Source organism: Streptomyces sp. NPDC004111 (assembly GCF_042874215.1).
Classification (GTDB): domain Bacteria; phylum Actinomycetota; class Actinomycetes; order Streptomycetales; family Streptomycetaceae; genus Streptomyces.
The window spans coordinates 412,421-435,329 of sequence record NZ_JBIAMU010000001.1; the positions used below are offsets into that span (position 1 = coordinate 412,421).

The 22,909-nt window shown below is 71.4% G+C and carries 24 protein-coding genes; 16 read left to right on the plus strand and 8 right to left on the minus strand.

The features are described 5' to 3' along the window. Positions 1-48 precede the first annotated feature (48 nt). On the plus strand, positions 49-975 hold the full coding sequence (locus tag ACFYVL_RS01830) for a hypothetical protein (RefSeq protein WP_389240687.1): 927 nt from the start codon (positions 49-51) through the stop codon (positions 973-975). 176 nt (positions 976-1,151) lie between these two features. Here ACFYVL_RS01830 and ACFYVL_RS01835 read toward each other — a convergent pair whose 3' ends face one another. Continuing rightward, positions 1,152-1,775 carry a DJ-1/PfpI family protein gene (locus ACFYVL_RS01835; protein WP_389240689.1) on the minus strand — a complete coding sequence of 208 codons (624 nt, stop codon included), beginning with the start codon at positions 1,773-1,775 and terminating at the stop codon, positions 1,152-1,154. 166 nt (positions 1,776-1,941) lie between these two features. On the opposite strand from ACFYVL_RS01835, the gene ACFYVL_RS01840 reads away from it, so the two are divergent. Continuing rightward, positions 1,942-3,279 carry a PLP-dependent aminotransferase family protein gene (locus ACFYVL_RS01840; RefSeq protein ID WP_389240691.1) on the plus strand — a complete coding sequence of 446 codons (1,338 nt, stop codon included), beginning with the start codon at positions 1,942-1,944 and terminating at the stop codon, positions 3,277-3,279. A gap of 174 nt (positions 3,280-3,453) precedes the next feature. On the opposite strand, the gene ACFYVL_RS01845 is transcribed toward ACFYVL_RS01840, so the two are convergent. Further along, positions 3,454-4,926, minus strand: a complete 1,473-nt coding sequence (locus ACFYVL_RS01845) for an MFS transporter (RefSeq protein ID WP_389240693.1) — start codon at positions 4,924-4,926, stop codon at positions 3,454-3,456. Positions 4,927-5,078: 152 nt separating this feature from the next. Here ACFYVL_RS01845 and ACFYVL_RS01850 point away from each other — a divergent pair, with 152 nt between their 5' ends. The 3 genes from ACFYVL_RS01850 (at position 5,079) to ACFYVL_RS01860 (ending at position 7,014) form a co-directional block, all read left to right on the plus strand. Further along, positions 5,079-5,645, plus strand: coding sequence for a TetR/AcrR family transcriptional regulator (locus ACFYVL_RS01850; protein ID WP_389240695.1), 567 nt, complete (start codon positions 5,079-5,081; stop codon positions 5,643-5,645). Between the two features lie 91 nt (positions 5,646-5,736). After that, positions 5,737-6,174: a glutaredoxin domain-containing protein gene (locus ACFYVL_RS01855; protein ID WP_389240697.1), complete on the plus strand. Its 438-nt coding sequence runs from the start codon at positions 5,737-5,739 to the stop codon at positions 6,172-6,174. A 459-nt stretch (positions 6,175-6,633) separates the two neighbouring features. Further along, positions 6,634-7,014: a hypothetical protein gene (locus tag ACFYVL_RS01860; protein ID WP_389240699.1), complete on the plus strand. Its 381-nt coding sequence runs from the start codon at positions 6,634-6,636 to the stop codon at positions 7,012-7,014. Between the two features lie 216 nt (positions 7,015-7,230). Here the strand turns inward: ACFYVL_RS01860 and ACFYVL_RS01865 are convergent, their stop codons facing one another. After that, entirely contained in the window at positions 7,231-7,959 is a 729-nt protein-coding gene (locus ACFYVL_RS01865) for a helix-turn-helix domain-containing protein (RefSeq protein ID WP_389240701.1), read from the minus strand. Positions 7,960-8,131: 172 nt separating this feature from the next. On the opposite strand from ACFYVL_RS01865, the gene ACFYVL_RS01870 reads away from it, so the two are divergent. Further along, positions 8,132-8,314, plus strand: a complete 183-nt coding sequence (locus tag ACFYVL_RS01870) for a hypothetical protein (RefSeq protein ID WP_389240703.1) — start codon at positions 8,132-8,134, stop codon at positions 8,312-8,314. A gap of 104 nt (positions 8,315-8,418) precedes the next feature. Here ACFYVL_RS01870 and ACFYVL_RS01875 read toward each other — a convergent pair whose 3' ends face one another. Both ACFYVL_RS01875 and ACFYVL_RS01880 read right to left on the minus strand, forming a co-directional pair. Beyond that, positions 8,419-10,557 (minus strand): SpoIIE family protein phosphatase, encoded by a 2,139-nt coding sequence (locus ACFYVL_RS01875; protein ID WP_389240705.1) that lies wholly within the window; start codon positions 10,555-10,557, stop codon positions 8,419-8,421. Positions 10,558-10,776: 219 nt separating this feature from the next. Beyond that, positions 10,777-11,460 (minus strand): esterase/lipase family protein, encoded by a 684-nt coding sequence (locus ACFYVL_RS01880; RefSeq protein WP_389240707.1) that lies wholly within the window; start codon positions 11,458-11,460, stop codon positions 10,777-10,779. 346 nt (positions 11,461-11,806) lie between these two features. Between ACFYVL_RS01880 and ACFYVL_RS01885 the strand changes: the two genes are divergently transcribed. Beyond that, complete coding sequence (locus tag ACFYVL_RS01885; RefSeq protein ID WP_389240709.1) at positions 11,807-12,217, plus strand: VOC family protein; 411 nt, start codon at positions 11,807-11,809, stop codon at positions 12,215-12,217. Positions 12,218-12,365: 148 nt separating this feature from the next. Here ACFYVL_RS01885 and ACFYVL_RS01890 read toward each other — a convergent pair whose 3' ends face one another. Further along, a complete protein-coding gene (locus ACFYVL_RS01890) occupies positions 12,366-13,319 on the minus strand; it encodes a LysR family transcriptional regulator (RefSeq protein ID WP_389240711.1) in 954 nt (317 codons plus the stop codon). Positions 13,320-13,414: 95 nt separating this feature from the next. Between ACFYVL_RS01890 and ACFYVL_RS01895 the strand changes: the two genes are divergently transcribed. Further along, positions 13,415-14,317 carry an alpha/beta hydrolase gene (locus tag ACFYVL_RS01895; protein ID WP_389240713.1) on the plus strand — a complete coding sequence of 301 codons (903 nt, stop codon included), beginning with the start codon at positions 13,415-13,417 and terminating at the stop codon, positions 14,315-14,317. 96 nt (positions 14,318-14,413) lie between these two features. On the opposite strand, the gene ACFYVL_RS01900 is transcribed toward ACFYVL_RS01895, so the two are convergent. Further along, positions 14,414-14,974, minus strand: a complete 561-nt coding sequence (locus tag ACFYVL_RS01900; protein ID WP_389240715.1) for a MarR family winged helix-turn-helix transcriptional regulator — start codon at positions 14,972-14,974, stop codon at positions 14,414-14,416. Between the two features lie 150 nt (positions 14,975-15,124). On the opposite strand from ACFYVL_RS01900, the gene ACFYVL_RS01905 reads away from it, so the two are divergent. The 6 genes from ACFYVL_RS01905 (at position 15,125) to ACFYVL_RS01930 (ending at position 20,158) form a co-directional block, all read left to right on the plus strand. Beyond that, a complete protein-coding gene (locus ACFYVL_RS01905) occupies positions 15,125-15,553 on the plus strand; it encodes a Rid family hydrolase (protein ID WP_389240717.1) in 429 nt (142 codons plus the stop codon). Positions 15,554-16,061: 508 nt separating this feature from the next. Beyond that, positions 16,062-16,724 carry a TetR/AcrR family transcriptional regulator gene (locus tag ACFYVL_RS01910; protein WP_389240719.1) on the plus strand — a complete coding sequence of 221 codons (663 nt, stop codon included), beginning with the start codon at positions 16,062-16,064 and terminating at the stop codon, positions 16,722-16,724. 463 nt (positions 16,725-17,187) lie between these two features. Then, positions 17,188-17,871, plus strand: coding sequence for a DUF3159 domain-containing protein (locus ACFYVL_RS01915; RefSeq protein ID WP_389240721.1), 684 nt, complete (start codon positions 17,188-17,190; stop codon positions 17,869-17,871). A gap of 188 nt (positions 17,872-18,059) precedes the next feature. Next, the gene (locus tag ACFYVL_RS01920; RefSeq protein ID WP_389240723.1) at positions 18,060-18,557 is read left to right on the plus strand and encodes a nuclear transport factor 2 family protein; all 498 of its coding nucleotides are present in this window, start codon (positions 18,060-18,062) and stop codon (positions 18,555-18,557) included. Next, positions 18,554-19,414, plus strand: coding sequence for an NmrA family NAD(P)-binding protein (locus tag ACFYVL_RS01925; protein WP_389240725.1), 861 nt, complete (start codon positions 18,554-18,556; stop codon positions 19,412-19,414). Before ACFYVL_RS01920 ends, ACFYVL_RS01925 begins: the two co-directional genes overlap by 4 nt. A gap of 120 nt (positions 19,415-19,534) precedes the next feature. After that, positions 19,535-20,158, plus strand: coding sequence for a TetR/AcrR family transcriptional regulator (locus tag ACFYVL_RS01930; protein ID WP_389240727.1), 624 nt, complete (start codon positions 19,535-19,537; stop codon positions 20,156-20,158). A 38-nt stretch (positions 20,159-20,196) separates the two neighbouring features. Here ACFYVL_RS01930 and ACFYVL_RS01935 read toward each other — a convergent pair whose 3' ends face one another. After that, a complete protein-coding gene (locus ACFYVL_RS01935) occupies positions 20,197-20,910 on the minus strand; it encodes an AAA family ATPase (protein WP_389240729.1) in 714 nt (237 codons plus the stop codon). Between the two features lie 119 nt (positions 20,911-21,029). Here ACFYVL_RS01935 and ACFYVL_RS01940 point away from each other — a divergent pair, with 119 nt between their 5' ends. Together ACFYVL_RS01940 and ACFYVL_RS01945 are read left to right on the plus strand one after the other, a co-directional pair. Next, the gene (locus ACFYVL_RS01940; RefSeq protein ID WP_389240731.1) at positions 21,030-21,569 is read left to right on the plus strand and encodes an ArsR/SmtB family transcription factor; all 540 of its coding nucleotides are present in this window, start codon (positions 21,030-21,032) and stop codon (positions 21,567-21,569) included. A 17-nt stretch (positions 21,570-21,586) separates the two neighbouring features. After that, positions 21,587-22,906, plus strand: a complete 1,320-nt coding sequence (locus ACFYVL_RS01945) for an MFS transporter (protein ID WP_389241298.1) — start codon at positions 21,587-21,589, stop codon at positions 22,904-22,906. Positions 22,907-22,909 lie beyond the last annotated feature (3 nt).

Here is a 22,909-nt window from a genome sequence, read left to right on the forward strand (position 1 = left end):
GGGCCCCTTCCCTTACGGTGCTTCCCCGGCCCCGTCTACGCTCCTGGGATGCGGCGCAGCGACATCACGCGGGACGACGGCACATGGCTGGGCCTGTCCCTGGACGTTCGGGACCTCGGGCGGCCGGAGCTGTGCGTGTTCACTGCCGGGCCGCGGCTGCTGGTCTCCCAGCTGTCGCGGCCCGTGCTGCTCGCCGTCGTCGAAGAGCCCCTCCAGGGTGTGGACTTCTGGCGCACCGACGCCTACCGCTACTTCGTCCCGCCGCTGCGCGCGGACGCGGCGCGGGCCCTGGCGGGCAGCCCGGAGCGGTGGGCCCACCGCTTCGCGCGACACCTCGGCGACTCGCCGGGCAGCCCGTTGCACGAGGGGCGGTGGCTGCTCTCGTGCGAGAGCCCGTTCCGGCGCTGGCGCCACCCTGCCACGTCGCACGCCGAGTACTGGAACTCGATGCTCGTCGAGGGGCATCCCGAGGGATATCTCGACTGGTTCCTGCACTCCGGGTCGTGGGAGGTGCTGCCGCTGCGGCCGATGCCCGGTCCGGACGACGGCCGGGTCAAGGCGTACCGCAAGCAGGTCCGCGCGGGGACGCTCCCACCCGTACTGCTGTGGTGGGTCAGTGGGCTGGACTGTCATCTCGTCCTGGACGGCCACGCTCGGCTCGCCGCGGCCATCGCCGAGTCCGTCGAGCCTCCGCTGCTGCACCTGCACCGCACGGTGCCCGGCGACGACCTGGCCGCACGCATCGATGACGCGGTGGACTTCTACGCGTACGAAATGGCCCGCTTCGCCTCACTCCGGGCCGTTCACGGTCCCACCGTCCCGGACGGCGCGGCCACCGCCGGCCCGCAGCTCGCCCGCCTCCTCCACGACCTGAACACCGTGCAGCAGCCGACCTGGGCCTGGCCCCTGCCCGGCGGGGAGGACCAGTGGCGCCGCCTCGCACACGAGGAGACCGGGGGCCGGCTCCGCGACTGAGCCCTCGGGCCTCCTCGGCCGTGCGGCGGAGGGGCCTCGTACCGGTCGTGGACGTGCGGTGCCGGTGGGCCGGGAGATCTTCGGGATGTTCCGGAGCATTCCTGAGGCCCAACCGCCGCGCGCATCAGCTCACAGCTGCTCAACCAGACCAGCGGCCCACCGGCCGGGCCGGCCGGTCAGACGAGCGCCGGTGCGGGAGCGGGCAGGTAGGGGGCGATGTTGCGGCGGGCCCGCTCGACGTACTCCTCCTTCTCGCCCACCGGGGCGACATAGTGCAGCGCGTCCTCGGCTGCGTCGTTGCCTTCGAGGCGGGCGATGATCCAGGCGGCGAGGTAGTGCGAGGCCAGGCAGCCGCCGGCGGTGGCGATGTTGCCCTTGGCGTAGAAGGGCTGGTTGAGGACCTCGACACCGGCGGCGACGACCCACGGCTTGGTGGTGAGGTCGGTGCAGGCGGGGATGTCGTGGAGCAGGCCGAGCCGGGCCAGTACGAGCGCGCCGGAGCACTGTGCCGCGATGAGCTGGCGCGAGGGGTCCAGGCCGCGCAGCACGTTCATGATCGCCGGGTCTTCGGTGACCTCGCGGGTGGCGATGCCGCTGCCGACGATGACGGCGTCCGCGGCGCAGGCCTCCTCAAGGGTGGACATCTGCTCGATGACGACGCCGTTCATCGAGGTCACCTTGGGGCTGGGCGTCGCGATGGTGACGCGCCAACCCTCGGTCCTGATGCGGTTGAGCACCCCGAGCGCGATCAGTGAGTCGAGTTCGTTGTAGCCCTCGAAGGTGAGGATGGCGATGTGCACGACGGCTGTCCTTTCCGGGTGGGTGGGGCGTGGGCTCCGGACGGGTGGAGCAGGGGTTCCGGACGGATGGGGCAAGGGCTCCGGACGGATGGGGCGTGGGTGGGACTCGACCGTAGGGATCCGCGAGCAGGACAGTCAAAGAATTGTCATGGATACAATTCGGCGCATGGCAGCCTCGCGCTACAAGAAGCTGGTCGACGCGTTCGCGTCCCACATCCGGGCCGGGCGCCTCGCCCCGGGGGTGCGGCTGCCCACCCACCGCGCTCTCGCCGCCCGCGAGGGCATCGCCGTGGTGACCGCGACCCGGGTGTACGCCGAGTTGGAAGCGCGGGGCCTGGTGAGCCGGGAGCAGGGCCGCGGCACGTTCGTGCGTGACCTCGCGCTCCCCGCCGGTCACGGGATCGATCAGCAGGCCGTCGCCGCGGACGCGGTCGACCTCGCCTTCAACTACCCGTCGCTGCCCGGCCAGGCCGACCTCCTGCGGCGGGCCCTGCGCGAGGTGGCCACCTCGGGCGATCTCGAATCACTGCTGCGTTACCAGCCGCACCAAGGGCGCCCCCAGGACAGGGCCTCCCTCGCACGGCACCTCAAGCACCGGGGAATCACCGCCGACGCGGATCGGATCCTCATCGCCAACGGCGCCCAGCACGGTCTTGCCATCACCCTCATGGCCCTGTTGAACGCGGGCGACGTCGTCGCGGTCGACGCACTCACCTACCCGGGGTTCAAGGTGCTCGCGCACGCCTTCCACCTCGATCTGGAGCCCGTCCCCGGCACCGCCGACGGGCCGGATCTCGACGCCCTGGAGAGACTGTGCGCGTCCCGCCCGGTGCGTGCGATCTACACCATGCCCACCCTGCACAACCCTCTGGGCGGGGTCATGCCGGCGGCCGACCGCACGCGCCTGACCGGGATCGCCCGGCAGTACGGTCCGCTCCTGATCGAGGACGCCTCGTACGCCTATCTGGTCGAGGACCCGCCACCGCCGCTGGCCGCGACCGCGCCGGACGTCACCGTCTACGTCTCGGGGCTGTCCAAGAGCATCGCCACCGGTCTGCGGGTCGGTTTCGTCCTCGCCCCGCCGTCCGCGGTGCCGGCGCTCGAACGCGCCATTCGGGCGACCACCTGGAACACCCCCGCGCTCACGACCGCCATCGCCTGCCGGTGGCTCGACGACGGCACGGTGCACCGCCTGGAGGCGCGGAAACGGGACGACGCGAGGGCGCGCCAGGCAGTGGCCGCACAGGAGTTGGCGGGCCTGCCGGTCATCGGCCACCCGTCGTCCTACTTCACCTGGCTGCCGCTGCCGGACGACGCACGGGCCGACCGCCTGGCGGCCACTCTCGCCCGCCTGCGCATCTCGGTCAGCACGGCGGAGCCGTTCACGACCTCGGCGCACACTCCGCAGGCGATCCGCCTGGCGCTGGGGTCGACCGATCTGGACAGTCTCCGTACGACGCTGCGCACGGTACGCCGGGTCGCCATGGAGGACGCCTACTCCTGACCGGGACTCCGGCCGCCACCGGTCGACGGCCCCGCCCGCCCCGGACACCCTTCCGAGGACGCCACGAACCCGGCCGCCGTACGGGCGACCGTTGCTGACGACGGTGGGGGAAGCGGTGGTTCGGTTCACGGGGTCACCCCGGTACGTGCGCGGCGGCGACGCGCGCGATGCGCGTCAACTCCCTTGCGCAGCAGCCTTGTTAGGGCTGGTGGCGGCCGCCTCGGGTGCCGGGGCGCTTCCCGGGGCCGTGGCACCCTGTGCGGGCTTGGACCGTGCCAGCCACAGGCCGGTGAACACGGCGGTGATCAGCGTGACGACACCGGCCGCGGCGAAGGCGGTGTTGAGGCCGGTCCCGAAGGAGGCTCCGTCGGCCTGCTGGGCACGGACGACGGCGCCGAGCACCGCCACGCCGAGGACCGCGCCGATCTGCCGGGTGGTGCTGCTGATGCCTGACGCGAGGCCGCCCTCCTGCGGGTCGACCGCCTGGATGGCGGCTCCCGTCAGCGGGGACATGGTCAGGGCGAAGCCGATGCCGGCGAGTGCCAGCCGCCACCAGACGTTCCCGTAGCCGGTGTCGGCGTGGACCGTGCCCAGTGCCAGCAGTCCCAGGCCGGCCAGGGCAAGGCCGGTGGTGACGACGACGCGGAAGCCGTACCGGGCGGCGAGCCGGCCCGCGTACGGGCTGAAGAGCACCATGCCGAGGCTCATCGGCAGGGTCTGCAGACCGGCGCGCAGGAGCGAGCTGCCCTGGACGTACACGAAGAACTGGGAGAAGAAGAACGACGAGCCCATGAGCGCGAACCCGACCACGGTCATGGCGGTGTTGGACACGGTGAACAGGCGCTGCCGGAACAGCCTCAGCGGCAGCATCGGTGCGGAGCGGCGCGCCTCGACGGCGACGAACGCGGCGAGGAGGATCGCCCCGGCGGCGAAACTGCCCAGGATGACCGGTGAGGTCCAGCCGCGGGCGCCTCCCTCGATCAGGCCGTAGGTCAGTGCCCCCACCGCCAGTACGGACAGCACCGTGCCCGGGACGTCGATCGCGGGGGCGGCCGGGTTGCGGGACTCGCCCAGGTGGCGCACGCCGAGCAGCAGCAGGACCGCGCCGATGGGCAGGTTGACCAGGAAGATGGCGGGCCAGCCGAAGGCTTCCGTCAGCACGCCGCCCGCGACGGGGCCCGCGGCCAGACCGATGCCGCTGAGGCCTGCCCACAGCCCGATCGCCTTGACGCGTTCCTGCGGCACGGGGTGGGCGGCGGCGAGCAGGGCCAGTGAGGCCGGGCTCAGTGCCGCGGCCCCGATGCCCTGCAGTACGCGTCCGGCGACCAGCCAGCCGACCGAGGGCGCGAGGCTGCACAGCAGCGACGCGGCGGTAAACACGGCGACGCCGGTCAGGTACACCCGCTTGCGGCCGAACCGGTCGGAGAAGACACCGCCGGACAGCAGCAGCATGGCGACCAGGAGTACGTACGCGTCGACGATCCACTGCAGGCCGGTCAGCTGGGTGTGCAGCCGTTGCTGCATGTCGGGCAGTGCGGCTCCGACGACCGTGTTGTCGAGCAGGACCATGAACTGGCCCAGGCAGGTCACCGTGAGCAGCACCGCCCGGTTCGATCGACTGCCTGCGGTCGCAAGTGATGCGGCCATGGAATCCCCCTCCGTCGTTGGTTGCGCCCGGCCGCGGTCGAGGCGGGTGGCTGTGCACCACGAGCGCTCTAACGCAGTCGGCTACTGCGTTAGGCGACTATAGAGAGAGCCATCACGCAAACGCAAGCGAGAACTGCGTTAAGCTGAAGGACATGAACGAACAGGAGCGGACCCGGCGGCCCGGCGGGCGCAGTGCACGGGTCGGCGCGCAGGTGCACCAGGCGGTGACCGAACTGATCGGTGAGCGCGGCTACGGCAACTTCACCGTCGGCGAGGTCGCGGCCCGCGCGGGGGTGGCCGACAGCAGCATCTACCGCCGGTGGGGCAGTCTGGAGACCCTGCTCACCGACGTGGCACTCACCCGTCTCAACGCGCAGTCACCGATGCCCGACACCGGGAGCATCGCCGGCGACCTGCGCACCTACGCGGCCCAGGTGGCCCGCGAGATCACCGGTCCCGACGGCCCCGCGGTACTGCACCTGGCCGTCGCCCTGTCGAGCAGCGGCCAACAGGGCAAGCAGGCCGGCGCCGACCTCCGCGCGGAACGCACCCGGCAACTGCAGACCATGCTCGACCGTGCCCGCGACCGCGGCGAGCCGGCACCCGACGCGTTCGAGGTGCTGGACCACATCCTGGCCCCGATGTACATCCGCGTCCTGTTCGACATGGTCCCGCTCACCCCGGACTACATCGACGGCCTGGTCGACCGCCTCCTGTGACCCCGGCCCGCACCCCGCGCCCGGCCCGCTCCAGCGCGCGGACGCCCGCTTGTTCGACAAGGATTTCGGTGCGCCGATAACCTGCGTCACCATGACGCGCGCTTGGCTCCTGCCGATACTGCTCCTGCTCTGCGGCTCCGCCGTCGCCACCGGGCTGATCCTCCGGGGCAGCCCCGGCACGGCCGCAGCGACCCTGCTGGTGCTCCTGGCCCTCGCCGCCGTGAACTCGCCCCTGATCTTCCCGAGGTCGATCAGTGCGCGGGAAGCACAGGAGCGCAGCGCCGCCGACGGCCGGCCGGTCGTCCTCTGGCGGCCTGGCTGTACGTACTGCCTGCGCCTGCGCATCCGACTGGGCCGCGACGCCCGTCGGCTGCACTGGGTCAACATCTGGCGCGACCCGGAGGGAGCCGCGACGGTACGGGCGGCCAACGACGGCAACGAGACCGTCCCGACGGTCGTCGCCTCGGGCCGGGCCCACACCAACCCCGACCCCACCTGGGTGCGCGAACAGCTCACCTCCTCCCGCTGAACCGCTGAACCGCTGAACTGAGGCACACCCCTCACCGGAGAGCGATCCCGGGCCCCGGAACCGACCACCACTCCGCGCGCCGCCGCACAGCCGCCCACCCAGCGATCAGCGCGGCGGCACAGAGCACGGAATTCCGCCATGCCCCGACCACCGGGCCACCTCCAACATCCCCACGTCACCGAAGCATTGAGTGACCAGGAAAGAGACAGCCCGCCCCTCCACTCCCTCAGGTATGCCCACTCAACCGTCACTGGTCCATCACCGTCCGGGCACCGACTGCGCCGCCTTCGGGAATCCCCCTGCTCAATGCCCGCGCCACCGCGACCGGTCCGGGCGTAGCGGAGTGCCCCCTCTCATTCTGGTATTGGCCAGTACATGACTAACTGGCCCGACTGGTCGCAGTTAGCGTCATTCACGCTGGATGTCCCAGCAGATCGAGCCCAACAGGGGGTTCTTCCCATGCATCTGAGAGCCAAGGTCTTCACGACGGTCGCGGCGGCGCTGCTGGCCGCCTCAGGGATGGCGGCTTCCACTGCCTCGGCCGCAGTGCCCACGGACCGGGAGACACCGACAGCGGCGGCCGACCGGGCCATCGCCAACACCTGGGTCTACACCTGGACCGGCGCGAACATCCGCAGCTGTGCGTCCACCCAGTGCAGCATCAACTACTCGGTCCCCGCCAACTACCAGCTCAGCGCGATCTGCTGGGACTACGGCGAGTGGGTCAGCCAGAACGGCGTCTCCCACAACAAGTGGGTCCTGCTGGGCTCGGGCGCGAGCTGGATCTGGGGCGGCCTGCTGAAGGGCAACGAGACGGGCAACGTGCCCAACAAGTGCTGAACTCCGCTTGAGCGAAGACCTCTCGCCCTGCCCGGGAACCGAACCCGCAGGCGCTGAAGGGGCACCCACAGACCCGAAGTGAGCGACGCACCGCACCACGAAGGCCACCAGCCGCATCCGCACCCGACCAGGATGCCGCTGGTGGCCTGCCGTTTTCCCCCCGGCCCGTGCCGCAGGCGCACCGGGCGCCCCCGTTGACAGGACGCGCACGGACCGTCAGACGGCCTCCGCGCAGCCGCGCAGATAGTCACGTACGCAGGAGCGCAGCTCGACCAGGTAGGCGTCCACGTCGTCCTTGGCGTAGCCGTCGCTCGCGCTCAGCGTGGTGGTGAAGGCCGGTGGCAAGGGGCTGGTGGCCAGGTAGACGGCCAGCCGGGGCAGTCCTTCCGCCGTGGCGAGTTCCGCGACCTTGCCGAGCAGGACGGTCACCGCCTGGTCCCCGTACACGGGCTCCGGGTACGTCTTGTCGCGCGTGGGGGGTCCCAGGGGCGCACTCCCATCGCCGTTTGGCTGGAGCTGACGGAACTGAGCAGTCGGCATGTCGGCCAGAAAGGAGAAGTAGGCGTCCGCCATGCGCCGTTGACGCCTTCGGTCGCCCGTTTCGCCCTGCTCCACGTCCTGGCGAAGGGAGCGGACTTCGGCTGCCAGCGCGTCAACCTGCTCCTGCAGCTGCTTGTCGCCTCCGCGTTCGGTCCGGGGGCGTGCGTCGTTGAGCGCTCCCCACACCTCCACCCAGACCGTGGGGTCCTGACCGCAGGCCTCGACGAGCTGTTCGAGGGTCCGCTGTTGCGGCCAGTTCTTCCCCGACAGAACACCGCGCACCGTGTTCCCCGACAGCCGGGCCCGCTTGGCGATGTCCTCATGGCTCCTGCGGGTCTCCCGCACCATCAGTTGCAGCGCTTGAAGAAGCTCGTCCTGGGTGTCCGCCTTGCCCGGGTCGGCCATCAGTCCCCCTCGACGTTCCGCATCTTCCGCAGATCGTAGAAGTTGCGACGGCCTCTCATCAGGGCTTTCGCCATACGGGGCGCAACCTCTGGCCACGTCGCGCAGATCGGGCCACCTGCGTCCGCACGCGCCCTAGAAACGTGGCATCCCCACAAGAGAGGCGGAAGTCGCCATGTCCCTGGAGGAGTTCGCCGCGGAAGTCGGGCGAGGTCTGCTCACGCAGTTGCCGTCCGCGCTGCTCGTGGCACTGACCACGACCGGTCTCGCCGCGATCAAACGGAGACGACGCAGCGGCCGGGCCGCGGAAGGAGCGCAGGAAGTGGAGGGAGCGGACGTGGAGCGCGACGGCGGGTAGTCGGCGACGCGGTGCGGAGGCCCCGGGGGGAGGGGTCCATGGGAAGAGGGGCCCACGGGGGGGCCATATCGTCCGGGGCCACGGCGGTCGGGCTCCGAGGGGGGTCACTTCGTGGTGCTCTCCCCCGGGGTGACGGGCAGGGACTGCGCGATGAGGATGGCCACGTCGTCGTGGTCGTCCGGGTTGCGGAGGGTCTCCAGGAGCCAGGCGCAGATGTCCGGCAGTGGGCGCAGGGGTTCGTCGAGGCTCTTGAGCAGTGCGTCCAGGCGCTGGTCGATCGAGTGGTGACGGGTTTCGACGAGGCCGTCGGTGTAGAGGACGAGCCGGTCGCCGGGGTGCAGGTCGAAGGTGACGGTGCGGAACGGGACTCCGCCGACGCCCAGGGGCGCCCCGGTGGGCAGGTCGAGGAGTTCGGGCGTGCGCCCGCTGCGTACGAGGACAGGGGGCAGGTGCCCCGCGTTGGCGATGCGGCACTCGTGCCGGTGCGGGTCGTAGACGGCGTACAGGCTGGTGGCGATGTAGTGCTCCAGCCCGCTGGTGATCTTGTCGAGGTGGCGCAGGACCTCGTGGGGCGCGAGGTCGATGTCGGCGTAGGCGCAGGTGGCGGTACGCAGCCGTCCCATGGCCGCCGCCGCGTCGATGCCGCTGCCCATCACGTCGCCCACCACCAGGGCCGTACGGTCGCCGCTCAGCGGGATGACGTCGTACCAGTCGCCGCCCACCTCGGACGACGCCTCGGCGGGCTGGTAGTGGGAGGCGACCTCCAGACCGACGAGAGGGGGGTGCCGTCCCGGCAGCAGACTGCGCTGGAGGGTCTCGGCGGAGTTGCGCACGCTCTGGTACCAGCGCGCGTTGTCGATGGCCACCGCGGCACGCGAGGCCAGTTCCCCGGCGAGGAGCACGTCGTCCGCGTCGAAGGGGAGCGGGTTGTGCGTGCGGATCATGTCGAAGGCACCGAGCACCTCGTGGTGCGCGATCAGCGGCACGGCGAGGTACGAGTGCACCCCGGCCCGCGCCAGGGCCGCCGCGGCCTCCGGCGCGGGGGCGATGCGCAGCAGGTCGTCCGGCCCGGTGTGCGGCACGACGACCGGCCGGCCGGTGTGCACGCACTGGGTGATCAGCCGGTCCGTACCGTAGACGGCGAGGTCGCCGACCTTGTCCGCCGCCGCGGTGACCTCCGTGGGGTACGCGGAGGCCACCGCCAGCGCACGGAACACTTCGGGTCCCTCGTGCCGGCCGCCCCGACGGCGGAAGGCCAGTACGGAGTCGAGGACGTCCACCGCCGCGACGTCGGCCAGCTCCGGAACGGCCACCCTGGCCAGCTCCTGCGCCGTCCGCTCCACCTCCAGCGTGGTGCCGACCCGGACGGACGCGTCGGCGATCAGCGACAGCCGCCGCCTGGCCCGGTCCACCTCGATCGCGGCCCGATGGCGTTCGCTGACGTCGACCACCGAGTTCGCCACGCCGAGCACCCGCCCGTTCGCCCCTTCGAGCCGGTAGTACGACACCGACCAGGCGTGATCGTGTTCCGGGTCGGCGAGCGTACGGCCGACGAAGTACTGGTCGATCAGCGGCTCGCCGGTCAGCAGCACCTGCCGGAGCGCCGCCTCGACCCCCTCGATGCCGTCGAACGGGTGGATGTCGCTCGGACGCTTGCCGATGTGGTCCTCGGCCGGAATGCCGTTGATGCGTTCCAGGGCCGGGTTGACCATCAGGTAGCGCAGATCCGTGTCCAGGAACGCCACACCGATGGGCGACTGGGAGACGAGCCGGTCGGACAGTGCCAGCTTGGCCTCGATGCCCTCCAGCATGACCTGGTCGGCCGCGATGCCCAGGGCGTAGACGTCGCCCAGGTCGTCGGTCAGCCGCATGTTGCGGAACTCCACCAGCCGGGTGCCGCCGTCCTTGTGGCGGACCGGGAAGGCGCCCGCCCAGCTCTCCCCCGAGCCCATGACCCTGGCGAACAGGCGGCTCACCAGCTCGCTGTTCTCGGGGTGAACCAGCAGCCGGGCGGCGTGCTGGCCCAGCGCTTCCTCGGCGGTGTACCCGAAGACCTCACCGGCCTGGGGGCTCCAGAACACGATGCGGCCGTCGTTGTCCAGCACCACCGCGGACACGCTCAGCAGGTCGAGCAGCCCTCCTGGTGGGAGGGGGCCGGAGTCACGGGTCCGCCTCGCGCTCGCTGCGCTCGCCCCGCGGCTCCCCGTCCTCCCGTTCCGACTGGCCTCGTCGTCCGGTGCCATCGCCCAGCTCCCTCCACGGCAGCGCCCGTGGCACGGCCGCACTCCATGGTGCTCGCCCCACCCGCCGCCCCGCGAACCGAGACCCCGTGCCCCGGCGCCTGCCCTTGGGCCGCCTCGGCCGCGGACTCCCGCGCGCCGGTGTGAGCGGCTGCGCCGGGCGGCTGTCCGCCGTAATCTGGATCCCGAGGGACGAAAAGCGGGTAATTCCGTGTGAAACGCTCAGTTCGAGCGGAGTGCGGCGCGGACCCCTTCGGAGACCTTGTCGTCGCCCAGGAGCGCGTTGTGGTCGAGGCAGCCGGCGGCGTTGTTGACGGCGCCGGTCAGCGGCACGCTGTTGTCCGGGTTGATGACCTCGTCGCAGTTCGACCACCAGGTCGTGTAGCGCACGGCCCCGGGTGTCTCGTCGCCCTCCGCGAGCCGCTTCTGGACGTAGGAACGGGGCGTCATGTCGCGGCACGCCTGGTCCCACAGGGCGCAGGCCCACGCGGTGCTGGTGCCGTGATTGGGACCGGCGAGGGAGACCCAGTGCGACACGGACGACTGGCCGGCGGGGTCGAACTTCGCGTACCAGCGGGTGACGAGGCTGCCGAAGGAGTGGGCCACGAGATCGACGCGGCTCGCCCCGGTCTGCCGCTTGACGCTCTCGACGTACGCGGCGAGTTCGCCGGAGAGGACTTCGTTGACCGAGCGGTGGGTGTCGTAGCCGAAGGAGAACAGCTCGCCCTCGGTGTACCCGTCGGCCTTGAAGTCCGCACGCAGAGCGCCCCACACGCCGGGGTCCGCGTTGTAGCCGTGGACGAAGACGACCGGGGTGCGGGGCGCGTCCGCGCTTCGCCCGGGTGCCTGTGCGTGGACCGTGGCGGCCGGCAGGAACAGGGACACGACGAGGGCGAGCAGCGGCACCGTGATTCTGCCGCCGGATCGAGAGCCGGACCTCAACACACTTCCCCCTACGACCTGTTACGCATGAGCAGTAAGGAGCATGGTGGGGCCTGAGGACGCGGATGAACAGCCCCCGCGCAGCGTTTCGCCGTCCTGCCACCGGGTCGGTGCAGGGCGCCGGTGACGGGGTGCCCGGCACGGCTGCGGTCCGAGCCGGCCGCCACCCCGCACGTACGGTGCGGACCCGGCAGCCCCGGGGCACGGATCCGGCGGACGAAACCCCCACAAGATTCTTGTTCCCGCACTTCAGCGAGGCCGCCCGGGAACTCTCTCGAACTCGGGTGCGGGCCTGTGGCAAGATCGCGGAATGCTGCGACTCACCGATTTCATCATCGACTGCCCGGACACCATGAAGCTGGCTGCCTTCTACTCAGAGGTGACCGGCCGTCCGCTCAAGGAGGGCAGCTCCGCGGAGTGGGCCGGTATCCAGTTCGGGGAGATCGAGCTGGCGTTCATCCGGGTGGACGACTACCGCGCTCCGCAGTGGCCCGACAGCGAGCACCCCAAGCAGTTCCACCTCGACTTCGAAGTGGACGAGATCGAGCCCGAGCAGCGCCGTGTCCTCGCTCTCGGCGCGACGCTGAGGCAGGACTCCATCGGCGAAGAGGGCTACGGCTGGCAGGTCTACACCGACCCGATCGGCCACCCCTTCTGCCTGTGCCGGAACAAGGGCGTCACCTGGACCGACGAGGGCCCGGTCTGGCCCGAGCGCGGCTAGAGACCGGTGGACCGGGCGGGGGCACGGCCCCGCCCGCACGACGGCGAGGCCCCTCCCGCACGACGGCGAGGCCCCTCCCCTCGGCCCGGTCCGCAGCACACGCCGCGAGCGGCGCGGACGAGGTCGCCGCCGGCACCGCCCGGGTCGCTCAGCCGTCTTCCTCTCCCCACGGTCCGGCCGGGCCGAGCCGGTGGTCGAGTGCGGCGCCGACGGCGGGGCAGTTCGCGCGGATGACGTCGAGGAACGCGTTCAGCGCCGGGGACCGGTCCCGGGCGCTGAAGGACAGGACCAGGTCGGGCAGCGGCGTGCGCGGGGTGACCTCGCAGAACCACGTACCCCGTCGCGGGGCCGTCAGCATGCGGGAGGGGCCCAGGCCGACGCCCACCCCGCAGGCGGCGAGGCCGATGATGGTGTGGATGTCCCGCGCGACGGTCGCCTCGGCGAGCGCCGGGGAGTCCTTGCCGAGCAGGGTCCGCAGCCCGGCGGCGACGGCCGGTTCGTCCTCCCCCGACGCCACGATCAGCGGCTGCTGCCGCAGCCGCTCCACGTCCACCGACGGCTGACCCGCGTACGGGTGCGTACTGCTGACGACCGCGACGAGATGGTCGTGTCCGATCGGGACCGACACCAGCTGCTCGGCCCCGACGCCGTCCGGTCGGCCGAGGCCGATCGCCACGTCCAGTTCACCGGTGACGAGCACGGCCGAGCTGCAACTGGTCGCCATCTCGTGCAGTTCCAGCCGTACGTCGGGCCGTTCGCGGCCGAACCTGCCCAGCACGTCCGGCAGCGGGTCGAGCAGCGCCGAGGCGATGAACCCCAGGCGCAGCCGCCCCGTCTCACCGCGTGCCGCCCTGGCCGCGTCGACCGAGGCCGCCGCGATCTCGTCGAGCGCCCGGCGGGCCCGCGAGAGGAAGGCCGTGCCCGCCGCCGTCGGGAACACCCCCCGCCGGGTGCGGTCGAACAGGCGGGCCCCCACTTCCCGTTCCAGGTCCGCGATCTGCTTGGACAGCGGGGGCTGCGCGATGCCCAGCGCACCGGCCGCCCGGCCGAAGTGGGCGTGCTCGGCGAGTGCCAGGGCGTACCGCAGGTGTCGTGCCTCCACGCTGTCGGCCTCCCCGCCATATCTCCCAGGTATCGTCGGCCAGCTTGTCAGATCTTTCGCTGGATGATCGTGTGGGGGTCGCGTGGAATGCGGTCATGACTGACGCACCTTCCCCTTCGTCCTCCACGACCTCCCTGTCCGCCACGTCCGCCACGTCCTCCGCGCCCTCCACGGACACCGTCTTCGTCTTCGTCCACGGGGCCTGGCACGGCTCCGGGCAGTGGGCGGCGACACAGCGCGCGCTCGCCGCACTCGGGGCGGCGAGCACGGCCGTCGACCTGCCGGGGCACGGTTTCGACGCGCCGCTGCCGAGCGGATACCTCCAGCCAGGCCAGCCGGGCCTGTTGACCGAGAAGTCCGCGCTCGCCACCGTGACGATGGACGACTGCGCCGAGGCCGTACTGGACGCGCTGCGCCAGGTCCGCCGTCACCGCCGTGTCGTGCTCGTCGCGCACAGCGCGGGCGGCGGCCCGGCGTCGCTGGCCGTCGAGCGCGCACCCGAACTCGTCGACGCGATCGTTTACCTGTCGTCCTTCGTGCCCGCCGGACGGCCCCGGTTCGCCGACTATCTCGAATCGCCCGAGAGCGCCACGGCACGGGGCCGGAGTCTCAACCTCGGCGATCCCGGGGAACTGGGTGCCGTACGCATCAACCCGCTCTCGCAGGACCCCGCCTACGTCGAGGAACTGCGGCAGACCCATTACCACGACACCGCCCCGGACCGCTTCGGCCGCTGGCGCACGGCGCTGAGCCCCGATCTGCCGCTGGCGATCCCCACCACCCCGGTCCACTTGACCGCGCGACGGTGGGGGCGTGTTCCGAGGACCTTTCTGCGCTGCGCGGACGACCGGGCGCTGCCGACACCCGTGCAGGACCTGATGATCGCGGAAGCCGACCGGGCCATGCCGGACAACCCGTTCACCGTGCGCACCCTTCCGGGCAGCCACACCCCGTTCGCCGCCCGGCCCGGTGAACTCGCCACGGCTCTGCTGCTCTGAGCGGCGGACGCCCGGCCAGGCCGGCGGGGCCGACGGTGGCCCCGCTCCCGATTCAGCGCCGTACGGGACGGGTGTCGGCGTCGCGTGCGGTGGCTGTCAGCCGAAGTCGTCGGGAACGATGCGGAGCTTCTGCGCGATACGGACGAGGGCCTTCTGGTCGGCGGTGTTGAGGGAGTCGAGGACGGTGCCGCGCACGGAGCGCAGATGCGTCGGCGCCGCCTCGTGCACGAGGTCGAAGCCGGGGTCGGTGAGTACGGCGAGGGTGTAACGGCCGTCGTCGGGGTCGGGGGTGCGCAGGATCCAGCCGCGCTGTTCGCAGCGTTTGACCACATTGGAGAGGCGGGAGAGCGATCCGCTGGCGAGGAAGGCGAGTTCGCCCATCCGCAGGGTGCGCCGAGGCGCCTCGGAGAGGTGGCTGAGCACGAGGTACTCGAACAGGGTGATGCCGTGTTCCTGCCGCAGCGGTGACTCCAGCTTGCCGGGCAGCAGCAGGACCAGCGAGATCAGCCCGGTCCAGGCGGCCTTCTCCTGCGCGTCGAGCCACCGCAGCTCCTCGCCGTCGCCGGAACCGGTGCTGGAACCGGTGCTGGAACCTTCGGCGGTCCCGCCCTGGTGCCCTTCCTCGTGGTCGCCTTCGTGGCCGTCCGTGCCGCTCATGGTTTCTCCCGTACTGCCGGAGGGTCTGCCTGTCCTGGGAAAGAAGTCTGCCATCACTTTGCGCTTGAAGTCATCTCCTGCTACATTCACTTCATGCGTGAAGTCATGCGCGACTCAACTCACCGCTACACGGCAGGAAGAGGAAGCATCATGAGCAGCACTGTCACCTTCGGCATCGTTCCGGGCTACGGCGAGAAGCTGCACGCGGCGCTCGGCTACAGCGGGGCCGTTCGCGTCGACGACCGGGTCGAGATCTCCGGCCAGGCCGGTGTGGACGACGACCTGGTCATCCCCGACTCGCTGGAGGACGAGATCGTCCAGGCCTTCGACAACGTGGAGCGCGCGCTCGCCACGGTCGGCGCGACCTGGAAGGACGTCATCCACGTGAACTCGTACCACAAGGTCGCGCCGGGCGACGACGCCATCGGGGACGACGTCAACAACGTCATGGCCGAGCAGTTCCGTCTCCGTCTCGGGGGCCGCGCGCCGATCTGGACCGAGACCGGTGTCACGGTCCTGGGCCTCGCCGCGATGCGCGTGGAGATTCGCGTCACCGCGATCGTCGGCTCCGGAAACTGAGCCGTCGGCGCCGGTATCGGAACCTCGGCGGGCATGACAGAAGGGCGATCATACCCGGCTGCAACCGCCCGGGAATGGGTCAACTGCCTTACTCGGCAGCCATTTTCACCGATTCGGCAATGACGGGACGCAGGTCCCGGGAAACCGGGGGATCCCGGGAAACCGGGGGAAGTCGTTCGCCCTTTGCGCGGCGGCCTTTGCTCACCTGTTCACCACGTACGGAACGTACGGAACCCGCGCACTGTGTCGCGGCAGGCGGTCGCCTCGAAGCGGGGGCGACCGCCTGCCGCATGCCCGCGTCCATTCACCCTGCCGGACACGCCGGGACCGTCGCCGAGTTGCACCTCGACACCCGAGCGCCTTTCCGTCTCGACGGCGGACCGGCGGGCCGAGCCGACGGCAGGCACCCCGCAAAGCCCGTGAAGAATGCGCACCCACCCCATTGGCATTCAACTTCACTAAATGCCATTATGGCACTTGCTGACATTACGGGACAGGGAGCGGCGACATGGCCGGCACGGCATCGACCAAGCGCAGCGAGGGCGGGATGAGCGAACGACGCCGTCACCGCCTGCGCCTGGAGATCTCACGCGAGGCGTGCCGCCTGTTCTGGGACCAGGGCGTGGACGCGACCAGCGGCGATCAGATCGCCGAGGCCGTCGGGCTGTCGACCCGTACCATCTGGCGGCACTTCCGCAGCAAGGAGAGCTGCGCCGAACCCATTGTGATGGAGGGCGTGGAGCTGGAGATGTCCACGCTGCGCAGCTGGCCCCCGGAACTCTCGCTCGAAACCCACTTCCACGCGGAATCGACGAGGATCGGCCGTGAGATCGACGCGGTACAAATGGCCGACAACGTGCTCGCGATGAAGATGATCCGGCTGGCCGACCGCGAGCCGGCCATCCGCACGGCCTGGCTGATGGCCTGCGACCAGGTGGAACGGGAGATGGCCGGGATCATCGCGCAACGACTTCAGCTCCCCGCCCAGGACCTGCAGGTACGTCTGTACGCTGCGGCAGCCGCTGCGGCGCTGCGGGTCATCAACGAGGACGTGGGCGCGCAGCTCCTGGACGGCGCCGACCCCCGCGAGTTCGCCGACACCTCCACCCGCATCGCACACGCCGTCCGCAGGGCCACCGGAGGAGCCGTGGGCGACCCGATCACGGTCTGACCCGAGCCGCCCACGCCCGCGATCTCCCGCCCCCGGGCACCCCTGGCACCCCGCACCGCCCCTCCCGGCCGGTCCGGGGTCACACCTCGTTCCGGCCGCACCGTCGAGCCAAACCGCACCGTCGAGCCGACGTACCGATGCACCGACGTACCGCCGCACCAGTGCCCCGATGCGGCGAGCACGCACTCGGCCCGCCCCCGTCTCCGGCACCCCCGGACGCGCGCCCACCCCGCGATTGACGCGCGTCCGCGCCCGTCACCGCCCCCGTCCCCGCCGCAACCAAGGCGACAGGCATACGTCCACGCCTGCGGGAGAGACGACATGCCCGCCCCTCGGAGGAGCAGAGGTCAATGTGACCTGGGTCACACGGGGTTCCCAAGAATGTCACTTAATGACATAGTGGCAGTAAGTGATGAGACGACACCGCGATTCATCTCAGGCGAACCAGGAAGAGTTGATCACCGTGCAGACCACCACTCCCCCGGAGGCGGCGACCATGCAGATGCACCAGACGACTGGTCAGAGCAAGAAGCCGACCGCCCTTGAGCAGGCGGGCGGCACGAAGGGCCTCGTCTACTCGGCGCTGCCCGTCGTGGCCTTCGTCGTCGCCAACAACTTCGGCGGGCTGGGGGCGGCGATCATCGCCGCCTTCGCCGTCGCGGTGGCCATCGCCGCCGCCCGACTGCTGCGCAAGGAATCGCTCCAGCCGGCGCTCGGCGGGCTGTTCGGCGCGGCCATCGCCGCCGGTATCACCTGGTACACCGGCTCCGCCAAGGACTACTTCCTCATCGGGATCTGGGCGAGCCTGGCGGGCTCCGTCCTGTTCCTGGTCTCCGTCCTCGCACGGTGGCCGCTGGCCGGACTGATCTGGAACGGGGCCACCGGCAAGGGCACCGTGTGGCGTCAGGACAAGCGCTCGCGCTTCTACTACACGGTCGCCACCCTGTTCCTGGCCGTCATCTTCGGCGCCCGGTTCGCCGTGCAGCAGTACCTCTACGCGGCCGACGAGGTCGGTTCGCTGGGCTTCGCCAAGATCGTCATGGGCTATCCGCTGCTGGCCGTGGGCCTGCTGGTGGCCGCCTGGGCCGCCCGCGCCTCGGACAAGCGCCTGAAGGCCGTCGGCCTGCTGCCCGCCCGGGGCGCCTGACCCGCCTGGGTTCGACGCCCCCGCCGCATCCGCGACAGCGCCGGCCGGTCCGCCGACGGTGACACGGCGGCGGAGGTCGACCAGAACAGCACAAGGACGGGACGGTACCGTCCGCCTATGGCCAAAGCTTGGACGGGACGGTACCGTCCACATGGCCGGTGAGAGCCGGCCGGAACGAGGAGGTTGTGATGACCGAGCAGCTCGACGCCGCTGCCCGCCGCCGGCGCGTCCACGACGTGATGGACCGCATGCACGAAGTACTCCTGGCCCACGACATGATGGGCTTCGCGGACCTGTGGGCCCCGGACGGCGTCATGGAGTTCCCCTTCGCCCCTCCTGGCCACGCGGACCTGAGCGGCCGTGAGGAAGTACGGGAGTACGTGCGGTCCTACACCGACCACGTCGACCTGCGGAGCATCCGCCACCAGACCCGCCACGAGACGGCCGATCCGGACGTGATGATCGTCGAGTGGGGTGTGGGCGGAACCGCGCTGGCCACCGGCCGCCCCTACGACATCGACTACGTGGGAGTGATCCGCGTGGGCGACCGGGGCATCGAGTCGTACAAGGACTACTGGAACCCGCTGGCCGCAGGCCACGCGCTGGGCTCCCTCCCCCAGATCGTGGACGCCGTCACCGGCGAGAAGCCCCTCACCGAGATCCTCACCGCACAGGAGCAGTCATGAACGCGACACCGAGGATTCTCGTGCTCGGCGCCAGCGGCAACACCGGCAGCGCGGTCGCGGAGAGCCTGCGGGAAACCGGGCTGCCGATCCGCACCACCTCGACGAAGGACGCCGGAGGCAGCGCCGGGACCGACCACGTGAGGTTCGACTGGTCCGACCGGGACACCTACGCGACGGCGGTGGCCGGGGTGGACCGCCTCTACCTCATCGCACCGGTCGGCGTCGCCGACCCCGTCCCGCCGATCGAGGCGTTCCTCGACGAGGCGCGGCGGGCCGGGGTGCGCCGCACGGTGTTCCTCAGCTCGTCGGCCGTCCGGACCGGTGACCCGGGGCTGGGGCAGGTGGCCGCGCTGGTCGAGTCCGTCATGCCGGAATGGGCGGTGCTCCGGCCCTCGTGGTTCATGCAGAACTTCGTCGGCAGGCACCCGCTCGCGGAAGCGATCCGCACCTCGGGCGAGTTCGTCACCGCGGCCGGCGAGGGGAAGCAGGCGTTCGTCGACGCCAGGGACATCGGTGCCACCGCGGCGGCCCTGCTCGCCGACGACACCGCGCACAACAGCGAGTTCTTCGTCACCGGGCCGGACTCGATCAGCTACGACGACGCCGCGGCCCTCCTCGCCGAGGCCACCGGCAAGCCGGTCCGGCACGTCTCGGTCAGCGTCGGACAACGGGTGCGGCAGTACGTCGAGGCGGGCTACTCCCCCGACTTCTCCGCCTCGCTGGCCGGTCTCGACGACCTCATCCGCACCGGTCAGAACGACTTCGTCGCCGACACGGTCAAGCAGTTCACCGGCCGCTCGCCGCGCTCCCTCCGGGAGTTCCTGAGCGAACACCGGGACCTGCTGCTCACTGCCTGAACACGGCGGCCCGGTGCACCGGGGCAGGACCGTACGGCGGAACGTGCACCGGGATCGCCGCGCAGCCGCCCCTCGCCGATTTGGTCGGAACGGTACCGTCCAAATGTTAGGCTGCCGGCCATGGAGCCTCGAAGCCGTGACAAGAGAAAGCCCTCCGGTGCCGCGGTGCTCCAGCTGGAGCTGACGGAGGCGATCGTCGACATCGCCCTGGACGAACTCGCGGCCAAGGGTTTCGGGCGCTTCTCGATGGAGGCCGTCGCCAAACGTGCGGGGGTGGGCAAGAGCGCCCTCTACCGTCGCTGGCCGTCCAAGAGCGCCCTGGCGGTCGCCGCCGTGTCGCAGCTCAGCGTTCCGCTCGCGGAAGCCCCCGACACCGGCTCGCTGCGCGGTGACCTCCAGGCCATGGTCGCCTCGGTTCTGTCCTGGCTGAACGACCCCCGCTTCGGGCGGATCCTCCCGGACATGGTCGCCGAGGCACTGCGCAGCGAGGAGCTCGCCGACGCGCTCACCACGAACCTGGGAGACCCCCGGCGCGAGCGGGGCGAGGCCCTCATCGACCGGGCGGTCTCCCGGGGGGAACTGCCGCAGGACGTCGACCGCGAACTCATGCTCGACCTGCTGGCGGCTCCGATCTTCTGGCGTCTGACGGTACGTCGCCGGCCCGTTGGCCAGGACTTCCTGGACTCGCACGTCGACCTGCTGATCCGCGCGCTGGGCGTACCGCAGCAGACACCCCCTCGCTAGCGCGGAGAAGTTCGCGCGGTCGCGGCGCGCGGCCCGTGCTAAGGCTCGACGATGTGCCGCAGATAGGCCTGCGGGTCGGCGAGGTAGCGGCGCCAGTGGTCCACGATGGCCAGTTCCCGCCAGTCCGCCCTGCGCATGCCGTGCTCGCCGACCTCGATGATGTCCGCGCCCGGCAGTGCCGTCAGCAGCGGGGAGTGCGTGGCGCAGATGACCTGGCCGCCCTCCTTGGCCAGCCGGTCGATGTGCCCGATCAGCTCCAGGCACGAGGAGAAGGAGAGCGCCGCCTCCGGCTCGTCGAGCACGTAGAGCCCGGCGTCGAGGAACTTCCCGCGGAACGCGGCGAGGAAGCCCTCGCCGTGGCTGACGCTGTCCGGTGAGAAGCCCTCCCTGCCCAGGGCGTCCAGCGCGGTCTCGGCGCGCAGGAAGAACCCCTTGCGGGCGGACCAGCTGGCGGCCATCCGGCGCCCGCGCCCGGCGGCGGCGTCGAACTTCATCCGCTCGCCGAGGGCCGACTTGCCGCGCGGGGAGGCGTAGCGCCAGTCGTGGGACCCGCCGTAGGAGTCCAGGCCGAACCCCTCCGCCAGCGCCTCGACCAGGGTCGACTTCCCCGAGCCGTTCTCCCCGACCAGGAAGGTCACCGGCGCGCGGAACCGCAGCCCTTCGTCGAGCAGCTGCCGGACGCAGGGCACCGACCAGGGCCAGGTCTCCTCGTCGTACGAGGAGAGGTGGGCATACGCGCGTTCGATGATCACGCCTCCCAGTGTCGCCCGGACGCGGCGAACAGCCCGTGCGAGCCCGTACGGGGAACCCGAGCGGACCCGTCCCGGCAAACCCCTTGCGCAATGGTCAAGAGGTGTTGACCATTGCACGCATGCCTCCTGAAGACCTTCCCGAGACGCTTCACGTCAGCACGGACGAGCAGCTGCGCGCCGTCTCCAATCTGACGCGTCACCGGATCATGGCCGTGCTCCGCTTCGAGCCCGCGACGATCACGCAGATCGCCGCGCGCGTGGGACTGGCGAAGGGCAGCTCCAGCTATCACGTGCGGCTGCTGGAGCGGGCCGGGCTGGTGAAGGTGGTGCGGACGCGGAAGGTGCGCGGGGTCACCGAGCGGTACTACGCCATGGCCGCGCGCACGCTCGTACTGCCGGATCCGGGCGAGGGAGGGCCGGACGTGCTGATGCGGCACGCGGTGGCGGACCTGGAGGCGGCGCCGGCCGACGGCGAGCGGCACGTGAAGATGGCGCACCTGCGGCTCACCGAGGAGCAGTTCGCGGAGCTGGGGGCGCGGCTGGAGGCGCTGGCGGACGAGTACCGGCAGCTGTCCGACCCGTCGCTGCCGGACGCCTCGCTCGTCTTCGCCCTGTTCCACCCGGCATCGCGGGCGCGGGCCGAGGAGGACGCCAAGTGAAGACGGAGAAGGAGAAGTTGCCGTCCGGGTTCGGCAGGCTGTGGACCGCGCAGACGGTGTCCTCGCTGGGTGACGGCGTGACGCACGCCGCGCTGCCGCTGCTCGCGTTGACGCTGACGCGGGATCCGATGGCGCTCGCCGTCGTCACGGCGGCCGGAACACTGCCGTGGCTGCTCTTCGGAGTGCTCGGCGGCGCGCTGGTGGACCGCTGGGACCGAAGACGCACGATGTGGCTCACGGACGCGGCACGCGCGGTGCTGCTCGCCCTGCCGGCGGGAGCCGCCGCACTCGACCTGCTGAGCGTTCCGCTGCTCGCGGCCGTCGCCTTCCTGCTCGGCCTGGGCCAGCTCTTCTTCGACACGGCCGCCACGGCCTACCTGCCGGACCTGCTCGGCCGCGACCCGGCGCTCCTGGAGCGCGCCAACGCCCGCCTGCGCGGCACCCAGACCGCCGCGTCCGGCTTCGCCGGGCCACCGGCGGGCAGCGCGCTGCTCGCGCTGGGGCGGTCGGTTCCGCTGCTGGCCGACGCGCTGTCCTTCGCGCTGTCCGCACTGCTCGTACGGTCCCTGCCCGCCGCGCCCCGGCCCGTGCCGCAGGCCCGCGAGTCGCTGCTGCGGCAGGCGCGGGCCGGGGCCTCGTACGTCTTCCGGGACCGGCTGCTGCTGGGGCTCGCGCTGCGTCCGGCGGTAGGGAACATCGCCTTCCTCGCCGTGGAGACCGTGCTCGCCCTCTTCGCGCACGAGCGCCTGGGCATCGGCACCCTGGGCTTCGGCCTGCTCCTCACCGCGGAGGCCACCGGGGGTCTGCTCGGCGCGGGCATCGCCTCCTTCCTCGGCCGTCGGCTGGGCACCGGCACCGCCCTGACCTGCACGGCCGCGGTGGAGGGGCTGGCCATCCTGGGCCTGGCCGCCGCTCCGGACCCGTATGCCGCCGGGCTCGCACTGGCCGTCTGCGGGGCAGGCATGGGCGCCACGATGGTGCTGGGCCCCTCCCTCCGGCAGGCGATCGTCCCCGCCCGTCTGATGGGCCGGGTCGCCTCCACCTCCCGGATGCTCGCCATGTGCGCCGCCCCGTTCGGCGCCTTCCTCGGCGGCTGGCTGGCCACCGCCCACGACGTACGCACCCCGCTCTACGCCGCCGCCGGTCTCCTGCTCACCATGACCGCCGTGACGGCCACCATGACCAGCAACAGCCGGGTCGAAGCCGCGCTGCGCGACGCCGCCACGGCTGGCGGCCCGACCGGTTCGACGCCCGGGGCCGGTCCGACACCCGAGGACGGCCCGGGACGCCCCGCATCCGGCGAACCCGTGATCGAGGGCGCGGCCGAGGCGCGCTGACCC